Origin of the sequence: Lactobacillus hominis DSM 23910 = CRBIP 24.179 (assembly GCF_000296835.1) — a bacterium.
Classification (GTDB): domain Bacteria; phylum Bacillota; class Bacilli; order Lactobacillales; family Lactobacillaceae; genus Lactobacillus; species Lactobacillus hominis.
In genome coordinates this window covers 239,831-260,436 of sequence record NZ_CAKE01000002.1, presented here as the reverse complement: position 1 = coordinate 260,436, position 20,606 = coordinate 239,831, and the positions used below count along the sequence as shown (strand labels likewise).

The window sequence follows — 20,606 nt, the reverse complement described above, 5'->3', positions numbered from 1 at the left end:
TGTATCTTAAGCTATAATTGAAGTGTTAGAAATTTTGGGAGGTATTGTACTTTGATTTATACAGTTACTTTAAACACTAATGAGAGTGTAGCCGGCAAAGGTGTTAATATCTCTTTAGTTTTAAAAAAATTAGGCATTGATTCTGTGGCTACTGGAATTATGGCTAATGGTGAAAATAATGTTTTTAAAGAATTAGATCAAGCAAAAATTGAGCATCATTTTATTAAACAAGATCAGGTGGCGCAATTAGATCTTTTTTCTAGTGATGAACAAAAAGTTCCAGCTGAAAAGCAGCAAGAATTATTAGATTATCTAAAAAAGCAATTAAAAATGGGCGATATTTTAGTAGTAGCCGGATCATTTGCGCCAGGAATTGATCCAGTTTATTTAACTGATTTAGCAAAATTAGCTCAGGAAAAAATGACGCACTTGGTTGTTGACGTGCCTTATGTCAATGTCTTAGATATATTACCATTGCATCCTTTATTAATTAAGCCTAATGCGACAGAATTAAAGCATTGGTTTAACAAAGAAAATGAAGATTTAACTACTGATGAATTAGTTGAATTAGCGCATGATATGGTAGTTCGCGGTGCAGACCATGTTTTACTTTCATTAGCTTCCGACGGTGCAGCCATTGTTAACCTAATGCATGCTTATGTAGCACCGGCTCCTAAAGTTAATGTGGTGAGCCAAGATGGTGCAGGCGATACTTTACTTGCGACATTTTTAGCAGGGATGCTGGAAAATCATACTCCAGTTAGAAATTTGGCCGATAGTATTGCAGCCGCTACTGATACTATCCAAAATGAAAGATTGACTGATTTTGAGTCAACTAGTGAATTACAACGTCAAATTATGGCGCACAAGATTACTTTTGAAGAAGCTGAATAGCTTTAATAAGTCCTAGCCAAAGTGCTAGAGCTTATTTTTTTTGCATTTTTTTAGTGATATATTTAACTAGTATATAAATTAATGATAGAGAGAAAAAATGACTTCAAAAATATTAAAACGCATAAATCCCTATGTACCATATCTTGTTTTTATTATTGCTGTGTATTTATTACTCAGCTATCAAATTCAAACTAAAACTACGATTATTGTAGGAGATGGATATTTTCATTTTAGTAGAATTTATGATGTAGCTGAGCAAATTAGGCATCATAGTTTTAATTATTTTCAAACTAATTGGGGCTTTGATCAATCTGGTAGAGTAATAAATGCAGTTTATGGACCATTTTTTGCTTATTTAATGGGTGGCATTTTACTAATTACTGGTTCTTGGTTTAGATTTCAAATTTTAACAGCTTTTGTTATTTCTATAATTGCAGTTAGCGGGATGTATAAGGTTTTAGATAAGATTAAGCCTAACCTGGTTATTAATACATTATTAGCTTTAGTTTATCTTTTCAAAATTAGTACTTGGAATAATGGCCCGACTTTTAGCGCAGTAAGTTATGCTTTGCTGCCTTTTGTAGTTTTATGCGCTATTAGAATGATTCAAAATAAAGAGCGACCAGTAAGTTGGTTGCAGCTTGGATTAACAATGAGCGTTGTGGGTCAAATTCATTTAATGTCGACAGTTTTATCAGCATTAATGTTAATTCCATTTGCAGTGGTTGGCTTTATTCAAACTAAGAATCGTAAAAAGATGGTTATTAATTTGCTAGTGGCGCTTGGCTTAACTTTACTTTTAACAGCTAATATTTGGCTGGGAGTAGGGTATTTTAAAGTTGTAGATCCATTGGGCAATCCAATTGCTACTAATATGGCAGAATCAACAATTAACTTTAGTGCTTTTTCATTTGTTTTCAACTTATTTATGGTATTTCAGCTGATTTATGTTGTCTTTAACTTTAAAGAATCAAAACTAAATATGACATTGACTCTGACTGCTTTAGTTTTTATTTTGATGGGGTCAAGTTTAATGCCATGGGGCTGGATTCAAAATGCATTTCCAACTTTAAGAGAAACCTTCCAGATACCGCGTCGTCTTTTTACAATCGCGCTACCATTAATTGTTGCAGGGAGTACGATTTCAATTCAAAATTTATTGCAAAAAAGAATTAACTGGCGCTATTTCGTCGGAGCATTAGTCTTAACCACTGTATTTGCCAACTTTAACAGTAGTATTCGGGATAATTCTTTTTATGCTATTAATTCCTTTATGAATAAACCAGTGCAAAAGATGGCTTTCTCTTATCCAATAGGTGATTTGTTCAAGTATATTAATCGGCCTGCTCCTGACTATTTGCCACGACATGATAAAATACCTACTCAAGACAAGGTTGCTCTTTATCAAAAAGATGTAATTAACCATAAAAATGAATATCGTCATCAAGTTCTAAAAGATGGATCATTAAGGCTTACGTGGCAGGCAAATAATCCAGGAAAAGTAAAGCTTCCAATAGTGATGTATCGTTATTCAAAACTAACAGTTAATAAAAAAGACAGCTTTATTTTGAAAAATGCTATTGGAATTCCTACTATTAAGGAGCAAAAGGGTTTTAATCAGGCAATATTATCTTATCAAGCTCCGAAATGGTGGACGCCGATGTTAATTATTGTAGGTATTTCTTGGGTAATGACTATAATTTATAGTCTTTATTTAGCAATTAAAAAGCTACGTTAGTTCAAATAAGTCCTAGCCAAAGTGCTAGGGCTTATTTTTTTTGCACTTTTTTAGTACAATATCTGTGTTAATTAGAAAAAGGAGAATGAAAAGTGGAACAACTTTCAATCTTTATTGTTTCCTTAGCAGCGTTGCTGATTCCATTATTGATGGCGCGCTTTAAAGTAAATACGATTCCGACGGCAGTTGCGGAAATTATTGCCGGAATACTTTTAGGACAATCTTGTTTTAACATTATTCGTGAAAATGATGCGTTAAGTCTGTTATCTAGTCTTGGAGTCACCTTGTTAATGTTTTTATCAGGGATGGAAATTAACTTTGATCTTTTTAAGCGCGATGATTCAGCTCGTCCTGTTAAAAAAGATCTTAGTCATGAAGTAAATCCTGCTAAGACGGCAATATTTTCATTTGTTTTAGTGGCTATTGTCGCTGTAGTTCTAGCATACTTATTGAAATTATTTGGCATGTTCAATGATATTATGCTGGCAACGATTATTTTTATGACTGTAGCTTTAGGAGTAGTTATTGCTACTTTGAAAGAAAAAGAAATTTTATCTCGACCAATTGGGCAAACAATTTTACTAACGGCAGTTCTTGGCGAAGTTGTACCTTTAATGCTGTTGACAATTTATGCTTCAATCAATGGTGGGAACGCTGAGAGATTATGGTTAATCGTTATCTTGTTTGTTGTAGCTATTTTCTTACTGCGACGCTTTAAGCAGCCTTATATTTGGTTTACTAAGGTTACTAAGGCAACTACGCAATTAGACATTCGTTTAGCTTTCTTTTTGATTTTTACTTTAGTAACTGTAGCTGAAAGAGTAGGAGCTGAAAATATTCTTGGTGCCTTTTTAGCTGGAATGGTTATGAAATTGCTTGAGCCAAGCGAAGCTACAATGGATAAGTTAACATCAATTGGTTATGGATTTTTTATTCCAATCTTTTTCATTATGACTGGGGTAAGATTGAACTTGAGAAGTTTATTCACTCAGCCGCAAGCCTTAATGCTGATTCCAGTTTTGGTTTTGTTTTTAATTATTGCAAAATTGCCAATCTTTTTGGTCTATAGTCGCAGTTTTAACAAACGCAATAGTTGGGCAGGGACGTTCTTAATTATGACAACAATTACGATTGTCTTACCAACTTTGCAAGTTGCGCGTAAATTAAAAGCTATTACTGCTATTCAGTCAGATGCCTTTATTTTAGCCGCAGTTATTGTTTGCGTTGTGGGACCAATCTTATTTAATGCAACCTTCAAATTAACAGTTCAAGATAAAATTAAGCAAAGGGTTAACATTGTCGGCACTAACATGTTTACTGTGCCAGTTGCTCAAGAATTGCATGATAACTGGTATGATGTAACGATGTTTACTCATCGTAGAGAAAATTACGATACTTATAAGAGCCGGGTAAGTAGGCTCGAATACTTAACTGATTTAAATGATGTTACCTTAGAGCAAGCTGATGTATTTGATTGTGATATTTTGGTTGCTGGATTTAGAGATGACGAAGCTAACTTGAATTTAGCACAGCTTGCTAAATCTCAAGGGGTTAGACGTGTAATCGTTAGTCAAGAACATCCAACTCCGCAGCAGACTAATGAGATGGTTGAAGAAGGACTAGAGATCTTCAATGTCTTTAATGTGCAAACTTCAGTATTACGGGGATTAATTGAGTCACCATCATTGATGAGAATGCTGATGGATACTAAGAATGCTCTATATGAAGTTAACGTTAAGAACCACAAATTTGCTGGTCAAAAGTTAATGAACTTGCCATTTGTTGATCAAATGACAGTTAGCCGTATTCGTCGTGGCAATAAGTGGCTAGCGCCTCATGGTAATACAGTAATTGAAGTAGGAGATAGATTGATTTTTACTTCAAATAATGAAAATGCCGAACATATTCGTGACGAATTAGGAAAAGAAAACTAAAAAAAGACTCTGATTAAGTTTTTGATCAGAGTCTTTTTTTGTATGATATTAAAATTAATCTTCGATGTTAGAAGCTGTAACGCGGGTAGCTTTCTTCAATTCGCTAGGAGTTTGTAAATTATTAACGCCGTTAATGTCAAATAGGTGAACTGAAACATTACCTTGATTGTTTTTGTAAGTTACAGTGTAGTTCATTTCACGTAATTGGTTTTTGCGATTTACCTTAATTGCTAAATCAACGTTTTTGATTTGAGAAATATCAACTTCTTCCCCAGTTCCAGATACTGTAGATGCCTTTTGTAAGCCTTCTAAGACATCTTTGTCGTTGCCTTGATAAGTAACTGTATAGCCGCCTAAGCCGTCTAAATTAACCTTTAAAGCACTAAATGCTTTATTTGAGAAACGATTAAAGTGGTGAGCAGTAAATAATTTATTGTAAGAATCAAACATTTGGTCAAAAACACCCTGGGCTAAGCCTGATTTAGCCATATATTGCCACTTGCCGTTTTTATCTTTATTATAAACGCGTTTAGGAGTAGACCATAATTCTTGTTCTTCGCCAGCAGATTTTGGCTTGAATTTGCTGCTTATGTGGATGTAGTCTTTATTGAATTCATAATTCATAGTGCCGATTTGAGTTTTTTTAGAAGCTTTATTAGTAACTACAATTGTGCTACGAGCTGAAGTGATATTGGTTTTAGCAGCAGTGGTTAAAGCAGTTTTAGCAGTCGGCTTAGTTAAGTTTAAGAATAAAAAGATTGCAGCTGCAACTACAACTAAGCAGGCAATAACGATTGCGACAATTTTAGAGTTTTTATTTTTAGTAGGTAGCTTTTCTTGTTTTTGATCCATCTTATCCTCTTTCTGAAATTAGTTATCAGCCTTTTGGCTAGCCTTTAATTTTTGTACATCAATTGCATCTTTTTGAATATTAGCTGGAACACTGAGATCTGAATGAGTATTTAATTCATCAAACTTACTAGTCCAAGCAAAGTTATATTGATCGCCAACGCTAAAATTAGCTTTCATATCGATTTTGGTGATCATCTTTGAAGATTTGTTAACGGTGTAGGAGATATGAATATTTTGCACTTGAGCAGCGGAGACCATTTGTGCAACATTCATGTTTTGAGATCCCGGGGTATTTAAAGTATCAACAATTAAGCTGTTTAACTTCTTCCAAACGCTTTCGTCATTACCATTATAAGTTACTGTGTAATTAGTACTAGTTTGTTTTACAATGGCGTGTTTTGCGACTGCTTTATTTAATGCAGTATAAGCACTTGGCTTAAAGCGACGAGTAACTTGATCCGGATCAAAGTTATCTGCAGTAGACTTGTTCTTAATCCATTTACCCTTGTTTTGTTCAAGGAATAAATATAATTCTGAATCAGTCAGCCAAAGTTGTTCCCCTTGAGTTTTATCTTTGTTAGTTAAAGAATAAGTCATACTAATTGGATTAGTACCTTTAAAGTAGCCATTGTCTCGGCTACTTTGTTTCATTTCTGTTGATTTAATAGTCTGGCTGTAGTGTCCGCTTGCCATGCTTTGGGCAAATTTATTAGTAATTAAACTATTTGCTGATGGCAAGTTTTCACCACTGTTCTTATTTTTGCTACAACCAGTTAGAACTGTAATTGAGCAAATTAAAGCAAGTATTACAATAAAAGTTAATTTCCGTTTTTTCAACATTAAAACTCCTTCACAAAAATCTATAACTCATATTTTACACTTTTTATGTACAAAAAAGGCACCTTGATGGTGCCAAACGATTAATGTTTTTTGATCATATTTAAAATGTTGCGTAATTTACTGTGCTTTACCTGCAATTTAGCTACTGGTTGAGTAACTTCAATGCAGCCAATATATTTGCCTTGATCATTATGTAAACTGTAAAAAGAAATATTGATCGGTTGCTTATCTTTGGTAATAGTAATTGAAAGAGAATCACGTTTGTTGTCGTGCATTTGCTTTAAAACAGCCTTAACATGATTTTGCGAATGGCCTGGATGGACTTGATAAACAGTTTTGCCAATGTCAGCTTCGGTACGTTTAAAAAGACGATGCTTGTTCATTGAGGACCAAACAACTACATCATTTTCATCTAGAACATCCATTTCTTGAGGGATGGTGTAAAAAATCGCATTTAATTGCTCTAATGTTAAATGTCCGCCATCTAATTTAATTACATTGTTCATAAAAAACACCCGTCTGAATACTAAAAAAATTACTATAAACTATACAATTACATTTTAACACTAATTTTTGGAAGAGTTTTAGGAGTTTTTTTCTGATTTCCTATGATTTTTTTGGCGAAGCGTGTAAAATAGTTGATGAAACATTGAATTTAAAAGGAGATACAGTTCATGTCGAAATTAGTTTTAATTCGTCACGGTCAAAGTGAATGGAACCTTTCAAACCAATTTACTGGTTGGGTAGACGTTAATCTTTCACCTAAGGGTGTTGAAGAAGCCAAGAAGGCTGGTAAGTTAATTAAGGAACACGGTCTTGAATTTGATCAAGCTTACACTTCATTATTAACTCGTGCCATCAAGACTTTACACTACGCACTTGAAGAAAGCGACCAACTTTGGATTCCAGAAACTAAGACCTGGAGATTAAACGAACGTCACTACGGTGCATTGCAAGGTTTAAACAAGAAAGCTACTGCTGAAAAGTACGGCGATGAACAAGTTCACATTTGGCGTCGTTCATACGATGTTTTACCACCAGCTATCGATGATGATAACGAATTTAGTCAAGCACATGACCGTCGTTACGCAAATCTTGATCCACATATTGTTCCTAAGGCAGAAAACTTACACGTTACTTTGGATCGTGTAATGCCATTCTGGGAAGATCACATTGCACCAGACTTACTTGACGGCAAGAACGTTATTATTGCTGCACACGGTAACTCACTTCGTGCTTTAACTAAGTACATTGAAAACATCTCAGATGATGACATTATGGACTTAGAAATGAAGACTGGTGAACCAGTTGTTTACACATTTGATGACCAATTAAATGTTGTTAACAAGGAAAAGCTTGATAAGTAATTTTTAAGCTAATAAAAAACCTCCGACACTGTCGGAGGCTTTTTTGTGTGACTTATTCATTGCTTTAAGTTGTAATTCAACTAAGAGATTAATCTTATAATTTTACCAACTAGCCTTTTTAACGCCAGGAAGTTGGCCTTTATGAGCTAGTTCTTTGAATCGTAAGCGAGACATACCGAACTTACGCATAAATCCATGTGGACGTCCATCTTCTAAATCACGGTTGTGGAAGTGAACTGGACGTGCATTACGTGGCAATTTAGCTAAGGCTTCGATATTGCCCTGCTCTTTTAATTCATAATACTTTTTGATTAATTCACGCTGCTTAGCAGCTTTAACAATTTTTGATTTTTTAGCCATATATCTACTCCTTTATTATAAATTTTTTCTGTACTAAAATATGTGCTAATTAAAAGTAAGTATATTCTATTATGGTTTTATCATAATGTCAAATAAAAGACTTGACAAAAATATAAAAAATTTTGATGATATAAATTGATGTTCAAAAAGATATTCTATTAAGTTATATAGGAAAAAAGATGCTCAGTAAAAGTAAGAAGATACTCTTGTCACAAGATTTCCGCCAATTAGTAGGCTATATTTTAATTGGTCTTTTAGGTTTGGTAGTTGATTTTGGAGTTTTCACTCTTCTTGTAAAAATCAATATTAATGTGGAGTTGGCTAATTTTATTAGTTCAAGTTGCGGGTTAGTTAACAATTTCTTTTGGAATTCGTTTGCCAACTTTAAAGTCCATGATAAATTGTTATTAAGATTTATTTCTTATTATTTAGTTGGTCAAATTACAACGCTATTTACTACCGCATGTTTATTTATTTTTGTTGATAAATTGGGATATGACAAAATAATCGTAAAAATTATTTCGACTTTTATTGCTACGTTAATTCAATTTGTAATTAACAAAGTCATTACCTTTAGAAAAGATAAAAAGAGGGTAAAAGAATAAAATGGATAAATTATCAATAATTGTACCTTGCTATAACGAACAAGAAAGTATCCCTCTTTTTTATTCTGCTGTTCAAAAAGTAATGAAAACTATTCCTGATTTATCTTATGAATATTGGTTTGTTAATGATGGCTCGCATGATAATACTTTAAATGAGCTGCACGGGCTTCATCAAAAGGATCCCGAGCATGTTCATTTTGTTTCATTCTCACGAAATTTTGGTAAAGAAGCTGCTTTATATGCTGGTTTGCAAGCGGCAACTGGTAATTATATTGTTGTCATGGACGTAGATTTGCAGGATCCACCAGAATTTTTGCCTAAGATGTATAAGTTAATTAAAACTGGTGAATATGACTGTATTGGCACACGGCGAGTAGATAGAAAAGGCGAAGCAAAGTTTAAGTCGTTTTTATCAGATATGTTTTACAAAGTAGTAAATCGAATTTCTAATACTGAAATTGTGCCAGGGGCTAGAGATTACCGCATGATGACGCGGCAAATGGTAGATGCAGTTTTGGCAATGCCAGAATATAACCGTTTTTCAAAAGGAATCTTTTCTTGGGTTGGTTTTAAAACAAAGTATTTAGACTATCATAATGTTGAACGTGTAGCAGGTGAAAGCGATTGGAATACTTGGAAGTTATTTAAGTATGCTATGGACGGCATCGCTGATTTTTCTCAAGCCCCATTAAATATTGCTGTGTGGATTGGAACCACTTCTTTTATTATTTCAATTATTGGTTTTTTTGCAGTCATTATTCGGCACTTTTTAGATCCTGATTCTAGTATTTTTGGTTGGGCGTCGCTTGTATGTATCATTTTGCTTTTAGGTGGCCTGCAACTGCTTTGTATCGGTATTTTGGGTAAATATTTGGGACGAATTTATATCCAAGTTAAGAATCGTCCAATTTATATTATTAAAGAGAAAAAGTAAGGTTTAAATGTCCTTACTTTTTTATATAGGATTGCAAACCCCTTACATCCTTGTTAAAATACTAAAGTTACAAAAAGTTAGGGAGAAAACTATGAAATATCTATATTTATTTATTCCAGCAATTGGCTGGGGCTTGATGCCATTAGTCATTGCGAGCGTTAAAAAAAGTACAGTTTATAATCAAATTGTCGGAACAGTTGCGGCATCATTTATTTTTGGTGCGTTAGTAATGTTAATTATGCATCCGGCAATTAGTTGGTCGCTATTTTTACTTTCGGCATTAGGCGGTGCACTTTGGGTAGTCGGCCAAGTTGGTCAATACATTTCTTATGCTAGAATTGGTGTTTCTGAAACAATGCCAATTTCAACTGGTCTGCAACTAATTGGTGTTCCGTTGGTTGGAGTAATTGCCTTTGGTGAATGGGCTACAAATCAAGCTAAAGTTTGGGGCTTTTTAGGAATTCTGGTTTTAATCGTAGGTGTTGTATTTACTTCGCTGACTGATAAAGGTACTGCAGAAGGTAATAAAAATAATCAAGTAAGTACAATTATCTTATTGGTCTTAACAACTTTAGGATACGTAGCTTCTAGTTCCATTCCTAAAGCATTACATGGTTCTGGCGTTTCAATCTTTTTTGGTCAAACTGTTGGAATGTTAGTGGCCGTATTTGTCTACACTTTAGTAACTGGCAATATAAAATCTTGGACTGAAAAAGCAACTTTCCAAAGCGGCTTAGCAGGTGTTTTATATTCAGTTGCAGCACTAGCTTACATCTTATCTGTTCAAGCAAATGGTGTAAACATGGCCTTTGTTATCTCACAATTGTGTGTAGTGATTTCAACTTTAGGTGGTCTAATTTTCCTACACGAAAAAAAGACCCAAAAAGGTCTTATCTTTACAATTCTAGGTTTAGTATTAATCATTGCTGGTGCAGTAATGACTACTTTGTTTTAATTTAAGACAACAAAAAAGACATCCCCGGAAGGATGCCTTTTTTGTATCAACTTGTCCTAATTAAAATGATTTCTTAGAACATCTTTTATTGTATTAAATTAAAATTAAAAGTCAAGCAATTTATAATAAAAAATTTTGCGTTTTTCGTTATCGATCGTAAAAAATGAAAATTAAGAATACGCTTACAGTTGACATGTTAAGACTTCCATGATATTTTCAAAAAGAGAGATAATGGTTTAATAGTGTCTAGGAGAATCGTTAATGTTAACAATTGAAAATAACCAGCTGAAAGTTGGTATCGATGAAATGGGGGCTCAGCTGACCCATGTCATTGATAAAAGTGGTAATTTTGACTTTATATGGAATGGAATTGAATGGAAAAAACATGCACCAATTCTTTTTCCTGCAGTTGGAGGATCAGTGAATAATCAATATGTCGTTAATGAAAGAACATTTTCGATGAAGCCAAATGGATTTGCGTCAGATACTGCCTGGACTGTGGTAGATAAGGGTGATGAACAGGTAAGTTTAACTTTGACTGATAGCGAAGACACTTTAAAAATATATCCGTTTGAGTTTTCACTAATGGTCACTTACAGCCTAGAGGGCAATAATCTTCATATTCGTTTTTTAGTTAAAAATAATTCTCAAAAGACAATGCCATTTGCGTTAGGGCTAAAACCCACATTTAATATTCCAATTATTAGTGATAATCTTAATTTTTCTGATTATCGGTTAACTTTTACGCCAGAAGTACCAAAATTAACTAAATACAAGCTAAATGATAATTCATTACGTGAAAAAGAAATTTTTACAGTATCTGGAACTGATAAAAATAGTTTGCAATTAAAATATGCAGATTTTGAAGATGGCCCAATTATTATAGCTACACCAGGTTTAACGCGAGTAGATATAGCAAGTGAAAAATCAGATCATAGGATCGGCGTTTCAATAGAAGAATTCGACCATGTTGCCTTATGGACGATGCCAGATCAAGAAGCTAAGTTTTTATGCATTGCGCTTTTAAATGGCTTGCCTGATCAAGAAAGCAATACCTTGGTTAACTGGAACGAAAAAGAAGGAAATCATCAACTTGAACCTGATCAAAAAATCGAATTTTCAACTACTTTAACATTGCAATAAAGCTAAGCACAATATCAATTAGGTATTGTGCTTTTAAAATAGGCGAGTAAGATTAATTATTAATTAGTAAAGATTTTAAATTAATCTTTTAAAGCAAGTTTGATTTGCTATAATGAATTTTGATTTTTTAGAAAGCAAAGGATTTATTATGGATAAAAGACCGCTGCCGTCACGAATGGAACTTAATGAACAAAAGCATCATAAAAAACATATCTGGCGCTGGATCACTTTAATTATTGTGCTTTTAATCGCAGGTATTGGAGTTTATGTAGGCTCAATTTATGTAAAAACTAAAAATGCTGTTGATAAAACTTATGATCCACAAAATGCAGTGACGCAAGATAGCTTTAATGGAAAAGAACCGTTCTCTATTTTACTTTTAGGTACTGATACAGGTGCTTTTGGGCGGAAAGAGAAAAACGGTAATTCAGATACCATGATCATTGCCACCGTTAACTCATCAAAGAAAAAAGTTTCGTTAATGTCTATTCCGCGTGATACTATGGCACAAATGATTGGAACTGAAGATTTTAGTGTCCATAAAATAAATGCCGCATATAATATCGGTGGCCCTAAGATGGCAATGAAAACTACAAGCCGCTTATTAAATGTACCTTTGAAATATTACATTGTGATGAACATGGGAGGTATGCAAAAGCTAGTTGATGGTGTAGGTGGAGTTGATGTGAAGCCACCATTAAGTTTTAGCTATGACGGATATTCCTTTACTAAGGGTAAGAAAGTTCACTTAAACGGCAGTCAAGCTTTAGCATATTCAAGAATGCGCTATGATGATCCACAAGGCGATTACGGACGTCAATTACGTCAAAGACAAGTAATTATGTCTATTTTAAAAAATGCTCTCTCAGTTAAAACAATTGAGAATTTAGATAGCGTTTTAGATTCAGCCTCTAATAGTATCAGAACTAATATTACTTTTAATTCTATGGTTTCGATTGCTAAGAACTATCGCAATTGCACCAATAACATGAGTAGCGATTACTTGCATGGAACGGGTGCCATGATTGGGGATGCTTCTTATCAAGTTATGAGCGACAAGGAATTGCAACGCTGCTCGGATATTGTGCGTTCAGACATGGGATTAGATAAAGAAGACTTAAGTAATAATGAGACTTATCAAAATTCAAAGAATGTAAACTTCGATTGGAGCAGTGGCGATCCTAACCAGGTTTACTATGTCTATGAACCAAATAGTGATCAGCTTTGGGAGGGAGATCGTAGCTACTAATGTTTAGAGTATATTCATTACTTATTGGCTACTTTTTTGGCAATTTCTTATTTGCTATGATAGTTGGAAAGTTTTTGCTTCATAAAGATCCAACAAAATATGGATCAAAAAATCCAGGTACTGCCAATATCGGAGCAGTCTTTGGTAAAAAGTTTGGTATCATTACTTGTTTTGGCGATTTGGCTAAGACTCTAATTGCTTTAATAATTGTTTATTTCTTGTTTAAAGGTAATCGACAAGCCGAAGCTGCTTGCGGGTTAGGTGTGATTTTAGGTCATTCATTTCCTTGGTGGAATCATTTCAACGGTGGAAAAGGTGTAGCAGTTAGCGCAATGTGGATGGTCTTTTTTGATTGGCGTGCAGGGTTAATTGCTTTAATAATTGGCTTGATTTTAGTGATTATAATGAAAAATTTAACTATTCCGCCATTAGTTTACATGATTGGCTTTAGTGTTTATGTCTGGATTAACTTTGGCTGGCAATGCGGTTTTATCTTTTTACTTGCTACTTTGGTAATGTGCTTTAAATTCAGAAAAGATATTGTCGACTTCTTTGAAGGAAACGGCAAGCGCGTTGATGTATTAACTACAATTAAGAAAAAGATTGGCAAAAAGGCTTCATAATTGAAGCCTTTTTTCATGGATTGTTGTTAGTTTTTTAGTTAAGAGTAAAATAGAAGAGAATCATAATTTTTTATAAAGGATGAAAATAGTGGATAATAAAAAAACTAGCTTAAAAATTTTAAACTATCTTTTTGTTTTATTGATAGGCATTAGCCTTTTATTGCCAGCATTTGGCGTTTTGGATTGGGCTAGCTTTAATAAAGACCCTTGGATTCAGGCTATTCCGCAATCTTTAGAAAATCTATTAGTAGTACTGATTGCATTTTTAATGGGGAGAGTTTTTCGAATTAAAAAAATCACTTTTAAATCTGTAATTAGCTTTTGGCTACTTGGCGCAGTTGCAATGTTGTTATTTACAATAACTAGCTGGATTAAAGCACCAAATACTTTTAGCCTATACAGTTTTGGAGCATTTTTATTTCCATTTATCTCAGCAGTTTCGCCATTATTTTCACTATTTATTTTGGGAAGTTTTTTAGCGCCTCTATTATGCGAAATACAAGCAAAGTTAACTTCGAAAAACTTTAATTTAATATGGGGAATAATTACATTTTTAGTATTCTTATTCACCGCTGTCTTTTTACCATTGCCCAATAATTGGCAAGCTGTTGTTTTAGTTGTTGCCTTAGGGTGGGGAATTAAGGAAAAAAGTTTCTTAGATAAAATTAAACCGATCTGGGCAGGTTTATTTGCATTAATTTTGCTGGCTTTATCAATCAGTTTAACAGTATCTTTTAATGAAGCTAAGCTTATTGCAAGTACTAAATTTAGCTTTAATCCAGCTTTATTAATTAGCTACGCTTCTCCAGTATATATATTTGTCGCAGCTTTAATTGAAAGAACTTTTAGGCCAGTTTTTAAAAATATTACAATTAATCAATTATATTTTTTAACCCCGCTAGCAATTGTTGGACAATACAGTCTGAGTCCTAATTTATTCTTTTATAATAGTACCACCCATCGTTTGGGAATTAGTAAGCTTAAATTATTAGTAATAATGGCTGGTTTATTAATTTTAAGTGCAGTCCTAGTATTAGCTGTAAAGGCATTAATCTTACATACTTCATTTGGTAAAATGATCTCTCAAAGTTTAGATTATGCATCTGGAAAAGATCTGTTAAAAGTTGCTTTAGATGTAAAACATAAAATCTGCACTTTTATTTCTAATCATAAAGTTAGCTTATGGACTTGGGCTTATTTTATTGTATTGAGTACTTGCTGCATTTTACTTATGGCAGATAGCGGAAAAATTGACAATCAAAGTGCATGGGGACTTTTATTGGGACAAGATCTATTTGTTCCAGTTTTATCTGCAATTTTCTTATTTGCTTTATTTGCCATTTTTAATTTTATTTTTACTAGATACTGGACTTCAGTAGTATTAGTTACTGTTTTAACATTAGTTTGGACAATTGCAGAAAAAGAAAAGTTACTCTTGCGTGGAGAACCAATTTATCCATCCGAAATTCAGGAAATTGCCAACTGGAAAACTTTATTGCCAATGGTCGGAATGGGACTAGTAATTGCTGCAATTATTGTTATAGTAGTTTTAATTTTAATTACGATTTTTTTAGAGAAAAAGCATCCCATTAAGATGGGCAATTTTAAGCAACGCTTAATTTGGTTAATTATCAGCATTGTCGTATTTTTAACGCCAATGGGATTTAACAATAAAAATAATCCTTTGTATTATATTCCTCGTGGATTTGGTAATGTAATCACTTTTTCTAATCCTAAGGGTGATTTACAAAAGAATGGTCCTGTTTTAACTTTGCTGGATTACTTAAATATTGAAGCAATGCAAAAGCCAGAAGGCTATTCAATTGATAAATTAAATAAAATTCAGCAGCACTATAGTGTAGTAGCTAAGCAAATTAATAAAACTCGTAAAAACGATATTTCTAAGCAAACGGTTATTTTTAACTTAAGTGAATCTTTTGTTGACCCAACGGATTTTCCAAGTGTTAAATTGACGGGTCCTGATCCAGTTCCATATTTACATAGTTTGCGTAAGGATATTACCTACGGACATATGCTTAGTGCTGGATATGGTGGTGGAACCGCAAATATGGAATATGAAGCAATGACTGGTTTTAATATGGCAAACTTTAAAGGCCAAATTATGCCCTATTTGCAAGTATTACCTAAATACTCTAAATATCCTAATATGGGGCAAAGATTTAACTATGCGTCTGCAATACACCCATTTTATGGAACATATTATGGCAGAAAGTCAGTTTACAAAAAATATCAGTTTAACAAGTTTGCTTATTTAGGATCAAAGTATAAGATTTATGATCAAAAGAAAATAGGCGCTGATTGGTATATGTCTGATCAAACGTTATATGCCAATGGCTTAAAGCAGATTAATTCAGTAAAAAGCGGCCAATTTATCAACTTAATTTCGATTCAAAATCATACACCGTATAATAATTGGTACGGCGATAGTGAATATAATAAAGAAATCAAGCTTTCTCTTCCTTTAGCTAAAGGAATTACTGATACTAATTTTGCAACCTATACTAAAGGCGCCCAATATACTGATCAAGCTGTAAAGAACTTTATTAATCAAATTGATAAAATTAATAAACCAATCACCTTTGTATTTTATGGTGATCACTATCCAACTATTATTAATCAAGATGAAATAAAGAAATATCCAATTAAGCTTCATGCAACGACTTATTTCATTTATTCAAATAAATATGCGCGCAAGCATGGCGCTAAAGCGAAAATTAGTAAGGCTAATTATGTTAATACAAGTGATTTTATTAGTATGACGCTTGAACAAACTAATTCTAAAGTTACTCCATATCAAGCATTACTTACTAAGATTCATCAAGACTTACCAGCACTAACGATCAATTATGATGGCGAAACAGGATATGAACTAGTTAATCAAAAAGGTCATAAAGTATCGTCAAATACTTTGACTGCGCATCAAAGGCAATTATTACGCGATTATGAAATGGTCCAGTATGACATGAGCGTTGATAAAGGGCACTTAATGAATTCTAAGTTTTATGATTAGTTTTCTAAAAAATTATTTGACTTATAATCATTTGTCGCTTATTATCTAAATTAATAATTAGTAGTCCATCAGTTCAGTGTTCAGAGAACTAGTATATGGTGAGAGCTAGGCAGGCTGATTAGGCGAAGTACGAAATGGGGCAGTTCCCGTAAAGACTTTTTAAAGGCGCATTTTGCGTGAACGTGGGTGGTACCGCGGCTAATAAAGATATTTAGTCGTCCCTTGAGCTTTTAGCTTAAGGGACGTTTTTTATTGGAGGATATTATGGCAAAATTTGATATTTTAGAGGACTTGGAATGGCGTGGAGCTATTAATCAAGAAACTGATGCAGAAGGCTTAAGAGATTACCTAAAAGATCACGATGATTTAGCATTATACTGTGGAACTGATCCAACTGGCGATTCGCTTCATATTGGGCACTTAATTCCATTTATGATTTTAAAGAGATTCCAAATGGCCGGTTATCACCCAGTAATTTTAATTGGTGGAGGTACTGGTTCAATTGGCGACCCATCAGGTCGTAAGACTGAGCGTGTGCTTCAAACTGCTGAGCAAGTTAAACACAACGAAGAAAAATTAACTGCTCAAATGAAAAAGTTATTCGGTACTGAAAACTTTGAAATTAGAAACAATGCTGAATGGCTTGGCAAACTTAACTTGATCGACTTTTTGCGTGATTACGGTAAGTACTTCCAAGTTAACAACATGATCAATAAAGATGTTGTTGCAAGCCGACTTGAAAATGGTATTTCATTTACTGAATTTTCATATCAAATTTTACAAGCCATTGACTTTTACCACTTAAACAAAGACGATGGAGTTCAACTTCAAATTGGTGGTAGTGATCAATGGGGCAACATCACTGCTGGAATTGATTTGATTCACAAGCTTGAAGGCAATGATAGAAAAGCATTTGGTTTAACTATTCCATTAATGCTTAAGGCAGACGGTACAAAATTTGGCAAGTCTGCAGGTGGTGCAGTATGGCTTGATCCTGAAAAGACTAGTCCTTACGAATTCTACCAATTTTGGCTTAACCAAGATGACCGTGATGTGGTTAAATACTTGAAATACTTTACTTTCTTATCACGTGAAGAAATCGAAGATTTAGCTGAAAGCGTTGAAAAAGAACCTTGGAAGCGTACTGCTCAACGTCGTTTGGCAGAAGAAGTTACTAAGTTTGTTCACGGGCAAGAAGGCCTTGACGAAGCTCAATTTATTACTGAAGCTCTCTTTAAAGGCAACGTTAAAGACTTATCTGTTGCTCAAATTGAACAAGGATTCAAAAATGCTCCAAGCACTGAAGCTACCAAAGAAGCTAAAAATATTGTTGACTTCTTAGTTGAAACTAAGATCGAGCCATCTAAGCGTCAAGCTCGCGAAGATGTTAAAAACGGTGCTATTTACGTAAATGGCGAACGTCAAAATGATATTGACTTTATTATTGAGCCAGATAGCGCATTTGATGGTAAGTTCGTAATTATCCGCAAGGGTAAAAAGAAGTACACTTTAGTAAGAATTAAGTAATTAAGTACAAATCAAAAGACATTGCTAGTATTAGCAATGTCTTTTTTGATACAATATAGACGCCATTTTAGCTCAGGAGGTAGAGCACCGCCGTGGTAAGGAGGAGGTCCCCAGTTCAAATCTGGGAAATGGCTTAAGAATAGAAATAGATTAATATTTTGTGCAAGTATTGAAATTTTTTTAAATAATTATATTATGGTTATTAATACGAAGCAAAGCTAAATAAGTTATTTATAATTTACAGAAAGAAGAAACAATATGGAGCATGAATTAACTTTAGACGAAATCACAAAATTTCAAAAAGAATACGAACAAAACAAACAAAATCGAATCGCAGAACTAGCCGTTGTAACCAATGGCGTTCAAAAAGCAAGCTTTAACAGCGAGGGAATTCGTGATTTAAATCGCACTTTCTCAATTGAAATTCCAACTGATAATGTAACTGATCAAAAGCAATCCGGACGTTGCTGGTTATTTGCGGCGCTTAATACTTTACGTCATGAATTTGCCAAAAAGTATAAGGCAAAAAACTTTGTCTTTTCTCAAAGTTACCTCTTTTTCTGGGATAGAATTGAAAGAGCAAATATTTTCTTTAATCACATTATTGAAACTGCTGATCAACCAATCGATGATCGAACAGTTCACTTTTATTTACAAGCTCCAGATACTGATGGTGGTCAATGGCATATGGCTATCTCTTTGATCAGAAAATATGGCTTAGTGCCAGATTATGCACAAGCTGAAAGTTTTACTGCTAATAATACTGCAGCTTTTAACCAGGCTTTGAATATGAAATTACGCGAAGATGGACTTGTTTTGCGCAAGTTAGTTCAAGATGGCAAAATGGATGAAGTGAAAAACAAGCGTCAAGAATTCTTAAGCGAAGTTTACCGAATGGCAGTAATTGCTTTTGGTCAGCCAGTTCAAAAATTTGATCTTGAATTTAAAGACGACGATAATAATTACCAATTAGATAGAGACTTAACCCCATTAGAGTTCTTTAACAAGTACTTTACAGATGACTTAGATGATTATGTAGTGCTTTTTAATGCGCCAGATCATGAATATGATAAGTTATTTGCATTGCCATTTGAAGATAATGTGGCCGGCGGCAGTCCGGTAAGATTTTTGAACACTAAGATTGAAAATCTGAAAAAAGCTGCAATTGCCCAATTAAAAGCTGGTGAAACTATCTGGTTTGGTTGCGATGTGGGTAAGTCTAGCGATCGCCAAAAAGGTATTTTAGCAGCTGATTTATACCAAACTGATACGATTTTTAATATTGAAACTAAGCTTGATAAAAAGCAAAGATTGCAAACTGGTGCTAGTGGCTCAACTCATGCGATGACGCTGGTTGGTGTAGATGTCGTTGATGGAAAACCTCGCCAATGGAAAGTGGAAAACTCTTGGGGCAGCAAAGTTGGTGAAAAAGGATACTTTGTGATGGACGATAAGTGGTTTGACGAATATCTTTTCAAAGTTGTAGTTAAAAAGAAGTACCTCTCTCCAGAACTTGTGAAGATTTCTGAAGGACCTGCAGCTGAAGTACCTTGTTGGGATTCAATGGCTTAATGAAGAAACCTATTGCGCGATGTCGTAATAGGTTTTTTGCTAGAATAAAAGATAGAAAGTGGGTAGGAGGAAGAATTATGGATATTCAACAAGTCGAAGACTTTACTAAAAAACAGCTAGCTAATGAGCGAACAGGACATGATTTTTATCATGGTCAAAGAGTAGCAAATTTGGCAACAAAAATGTATTTACAAGATAATCCTGCTGCTCATCAAGATAGTCGCATGGTAGCAATCATTAGAACTGGAAGTTTTTTGCATGATACGATTGACGAAAAGATTTGTCCCAATCCTGAAAAAGTAATTGCTCAAATTAAAGACTTGCTACCGAGCGTAGGTTTTAGCGAGTTAGAAATAGCTGATATCTTATTTACGATTCAGCATATGTAGTTTTCAGCAAACATTGAACACCATTACCAGTTGCCACTAAGCGGGCAATATGTTCAAGATGCCGATCGAATTGAAAGTCTTGGAGCTATTGGAATTGCGAGGGCTTTTACTTATGGCGGAAAGCATGGCAATTTGATTTATGATCCTAAAATTAAACCAGAAAAGTTAATTAGTCATGATCAGTATCGCAATCATGAAGAAACTACGATCAATCATTTTTATGAAAAGCTTTTTGATTTAGAAAAATTAATGAATACGCCGGGTGGCAAAAAAGAAGCGCATAGACGTACGGAGTTTATGCATGAATTCGTCAAGGAGTTCATGGATGAATGGAATGTATAAGAGAAAGAAGAACCCACAGTTATTGGAGAAATCTGATAATTGTGGGTTTCTTTTTTTGCCGCTTTAGTAACACTTTTAAAATATTTACTAAACAATCTGCTGAATACAACTCTGGATAGCATGCTGATATATCAATATCTTAGCGACTTGAACAAATAATTAATGCAAAATAGTATTTACTTAAACATAGACAAATTTAGTAAACAATAATAAAATGAAATCGTTAACAAATTAGGAAGTGGTATGGGGAG

17 protein-coding genes, 1 tRNA gene and 1 pseudogene are annotated in these 20,606 nt (G+C 33.9%); 15 read left to right on the top strand and 4 right to left on the bottom strand.

Annotated elements, in window-relative coordinates:
• Positions 1 to 51: 51 nt before the first annotated feature.
• From BN55_RS02425 to BN55_RS02415, 3 genes are all read left to right on the top strand, one after another.
• Positions 52 to 894: a PfkB family carbohydrate kinase gene (locus BN55_RS02425; protein WP_008470084.1), complete on the top strand. Its 843-nt coding sequence runs from the start codon at positions 52 to 54 to the stop codon at positions 892 to 894.
• Between the two features lie 97 nt (positions 895 to 991).
• Positions 992 to 2,632, top strand: coding sequence for a hypothetical protein (locus BN55_RS02420; RefSeq protein WP_008470082.1), 1,641 nt, complete (start codon positions 992 to 994; stop codon positions 2,630 to 2,632).
• Positions 2,633 to 2,724: 92 nt separating this feature from the next.
• On the top strand, positions 2,725 to 4,566 hold the full coding sequence (locus tag BN55_RS02415; RefSeq protein WP_008470080.1) for a monovalent cation:proton antiporter family protein: 1,842 nt from the start codon (positions 2,725 to 2,727) through the stop codon (positions 4,564 to 4,566).
• Positions 4,567 to 4,620: 54 nt separating this feature from the next.
• On the opposite strand, the gene BN55_RS02410 is transcribed toward BN55_RS02415, so the two are convergent.
• The 3 genes from BN55_RS02410 to BN55_RS02400 all read right to left on the bottom strand — a co-directional run bounded on the left by BN55_RS02410 (position 4,621) and on the right by BN55_RS02400 (position 6,764).
• On the bottom strand, positions 4,621 to 5,418 hold the full coding sequence (locus tag BN55_RS02410) for a hypothetical protein (RefSeq protein WP_008470079.1): 798 nt from the start codon (positions 5,416 to 5,418) through the stop codon (positions 4,621 to 4,623).
• Positions 5,419 to 5,436: 18 nt separating this feature from the next.
• Complete coding sequence (locus tag BN55_RS02405; protein WP_008470078.1) at positions 5,437 to 6,258, bottom strand: DUF6612 family protein; 822 nt, start codon at positions 6,256 to 6,258, stop codon at positions 5,437 to 5,439.
• Between the two features lie 80 nt (positions 6,259 to 6,338).
• Complete coding sequence (locus BN55_RS02400) at positions 6,339 to 6,764, bottom strand: PAS domain-containing protein (RefSeq protein WP_008470077.1); 426 nt, start codon at positions 6,762 to 6,764, stop codon at positions 6,339 to 6,341.
• A 168-nt stretch (positions 6,765 to 6,932) separates the two neighbouring features.
• On the opposite strand from BN55_RS02400, the gene BN55_RS02395 reads away from it, so the two are divergent.
• Entirely contained in the window at positions 6,933 to 7,625 is a 693-nt protein-coding gene (locus BN55_RS02395) for a 2,3-diphosphoglycerate-dependent phosphoglycerate mutase (RefSeq protein ID WP_008470075.1), read from the top strand.
• A gap of 102 nt (positions 7,626 to 7,727) precedes the next feature.
• Here the strand turns inward: BN55_RS02395 and rpsN are convergent, their stop codons facing one another.
• Positions 7,728 to 7,985 carry a 30S ribosomal protein S14 gene (rpsN, locus tag BN55_RS02390; protein ID WP_008470074.1) on the bottom strand — a complete coding sequence of 86 codons (258 nt, stop codon included), beginning with the start codon at positions 7,983 to 7,985 and terminating at the stop codon, positions 7,728 to 7,730.
• Positions 7,986 to 8,164: 179 nt separating this feature from the next.
• Here rpsN and BN55_RS02385 point away from each other — a divergent pair, with 179 nt between their 5' ends.
• The 11 genes and pseudogenes from BN55_RS02385 (at position 8,165) to BN55_RS02335 (ending at position 20,355) form a co-directional block, all read left to right on the top strand.
• Entirely contained in the window at positions 8,165 to 8,590 is a 426-nt protein-coding gene (locus BN55_RS02385; protein ID WP_040469140.1) for a GtrA family protein, read from the top strand.
• Between the two features lies 1 nt (position 8,591).
• Positions 8,592 to 9,524 (top strand): glycosyltransferase family 2 protein, encoded by a 933-nt coding sequence (locus BN55_RS02380; protein WP_008470072.1) that lies wholly within the window; start codon positions 8,592 to 8,594, stop codon positions 9,522 to 9,524.
• A gap of 91 nt (positions 9,525 to 9,615) precedes the next feature.
• Positions 9,616 to 10,479 (top strand): GRP family sugar transporter, encoded by an 864-nt coding sequence (locus BN55_RS02375; RefSeq protein WP_008470071.1) that lies wholly within the window; start codon positions 9,616 to 9,618, stop codon positions 10,477 to 10,479.
• Positions 10,480 to 10,740: 261 nt separating this feature from the next.
• Positions 10,741 to 11,622, top strand: coding sequence for an aldose 1-epimerase family protein (locus BN55_RS02370; RefSeq protein WP_008470069.1), 882 nt, complete (start codon positions 10,741 to 10,743; stop codon positions 11,620 to 11,622).
• Between the two features lie 148 nt (positions 11,623 to 11,770).
• Positions 11,771 to 12,871 carry an LCP family glycopolymer transferase gene (locus tag BN55_RS02365; protein WP_008470068.1) on the top strand — a complete coding sequence of 367 codons (1,101 nt, stop codon included), beginning with the start codon at positions 11,771 to 11,773 and terminating at the stop codon, positions 12,869 to 12,871.
• The gene (locus BN55_RS02360; RefSeq protein WP_008470067.1) at positions 12,871 to 13,494 is read left to right on the top strand and encodes a glycerol-3-phosphate acyltransferase; all 624 of its coding nucleotides are present in this window, start codon (positions 12,871 to 12,873) and stop codon (positions 13,492 to 13,494) included. Before BN55_RS02365 ends, BN55_RS02360 begins: the two co-directional genes overlap by 1 nt.
• A gap of 88 nt (positions 13,495 to 13,582) precedes the next feature.
• Positions 13,583 to 16,525, top strand: a complete 2,943-nt coding sequence (locus BN55_RS02355; protein ID WP_008470066.1) for an LTA synthase family protein — start codon at positions 13,583 to 13,585, stop codon at positions 16,523 to 16,525.
• A 264-nt stretch (positions 16,526 to 16,789) separates the two neighbouring features.
• Positions 16,790 to 18,052, top strand: a complete 1,263-nt coding sequence (tyrS, locus tag BN55_RS02350; protein ID WP_008470064.1) for a tyrosine--tRNA ligase — start codon at positions 16,790 to 16,792, stop codon at positions 18,050 to 18,052.
• Between the two features lie 61 nt (positions 18,053 to 18,113).
• A tRNA-Thr gene (locus BN55_RS02345) sits at positions 18,114 to 18,186 on the top strand.
• 124 nt (positions 18,187 to 18,310) lie between these two features.
• On the top strand, positions 18,311 to 19,624 hold the full coding sequence (locus BN55_RS02340) for a C1 family peptidase (protein WP_008470062.1): 1,314 nt from the start codon (positions 18,311 to 18,313) through the stop codon (positions 19,622 to 19,624).
• A gap of 77 nt (positions 19,625 to 19,701) precedes the next feature.
• Positions 19,702 to 20,355 (top strand): annotated as a pseudogene (locus tag BN55_RS02335) (HD domain-containing protein).
• Positions 20,356 to 20,606: the final 251 nt, after the last annotated feature.

Coding starts and splice junctions, on each gene's coding strand:
- BN55_RS02385 (WP_040469140.1), top strand. CDS start 8,165: ATGCTCAGTAAAAGTAAGAAGATACTCTTGTCACAAGATTTCCGCCAA.
- BN55_RS02370 (WP_008470069.1), top strand. CDS start 10,741: ATGTTAACAATTGAAAATAACCAGCTGAAAGTTGGTATCGATGAAATG.
- BN55_RS02400 (WP_008470077.1), bottom strand. CDS start 6,764: ATGAACAATGTAATTAAATTAGATGGCGGACATTTAACATTAGAGCAA.
- BN55_RS02395 (WP_008470075.1), top strand. CDS start 6,933: ATGTCGAAATTAGTTTTAATTCGTCACGGTCAAAGTGAATGGAACCTT.
- BN55_RS02410 (WP_008470079.1), bottom strand. CDS start 5,418: ATGGATCAAAAACAAGAAAAGCTACCTACTAAAAATAAAAACTCTAAA.
- BN55_RS02365 (WP_008470068.1), top strand. CDS start 11,771: ATGGATAAAAGACCGCTGCCGTCACGAATGGAACTTAATGAACAAAAG.
- BN55_RS02380 (WP_008470072.1), top strand. CDS start 8,592: ATGGATAAATTATCAATAATTGTACCTTGCTATAACGAACAAGAAAGT.
- BN55_RS02360 (WP_008470067.1), top strand. CDS start 12,871: ATGTTTAGAGTATATTCATTACTTATTGGCTACTTTTTTGGCAATTTC.
- BN55_RS02420 (WP_008470082.1), top strand. CDS start 992: ATGACTTCAAAAATATTAAAACGCATAAATCCCTATGTACCATATCTT.
- BN55_RS02405 (WP_008470078.1), bottom strand. CDS start 6,258: ATGTTGAAAAAACGGAAATTAACTTTTATTGTAATACTTGCTTTAATT.
- tyrS (WP_008470064.1), top strand. CDS start 16,790: ATGGCAAAATTTGATATTTTAGAGGACTTGGAATGGCGTGGAGCTATT.
- BN55_RS02340 (WP_008470062.1), top strand. CDS start 18,311: ATGGAGCATGAATTAACTTTAGACGAAATCACAAAATTTCAAAAAGAA.
- BN55_RS02375 (WP_008470071.1), top strand. CDS start 9,616: ATGAAATATCTATATTTATTTATTCCAGCAATTGGCTGGGGCTTGATG.
- rpsN (WP_008470074.1), bottom strand. CDS start 7,985: ATGGCTAAAAAATCAAAAATTGTTAAAGCTGCTAAGCAGCGTGAATTA.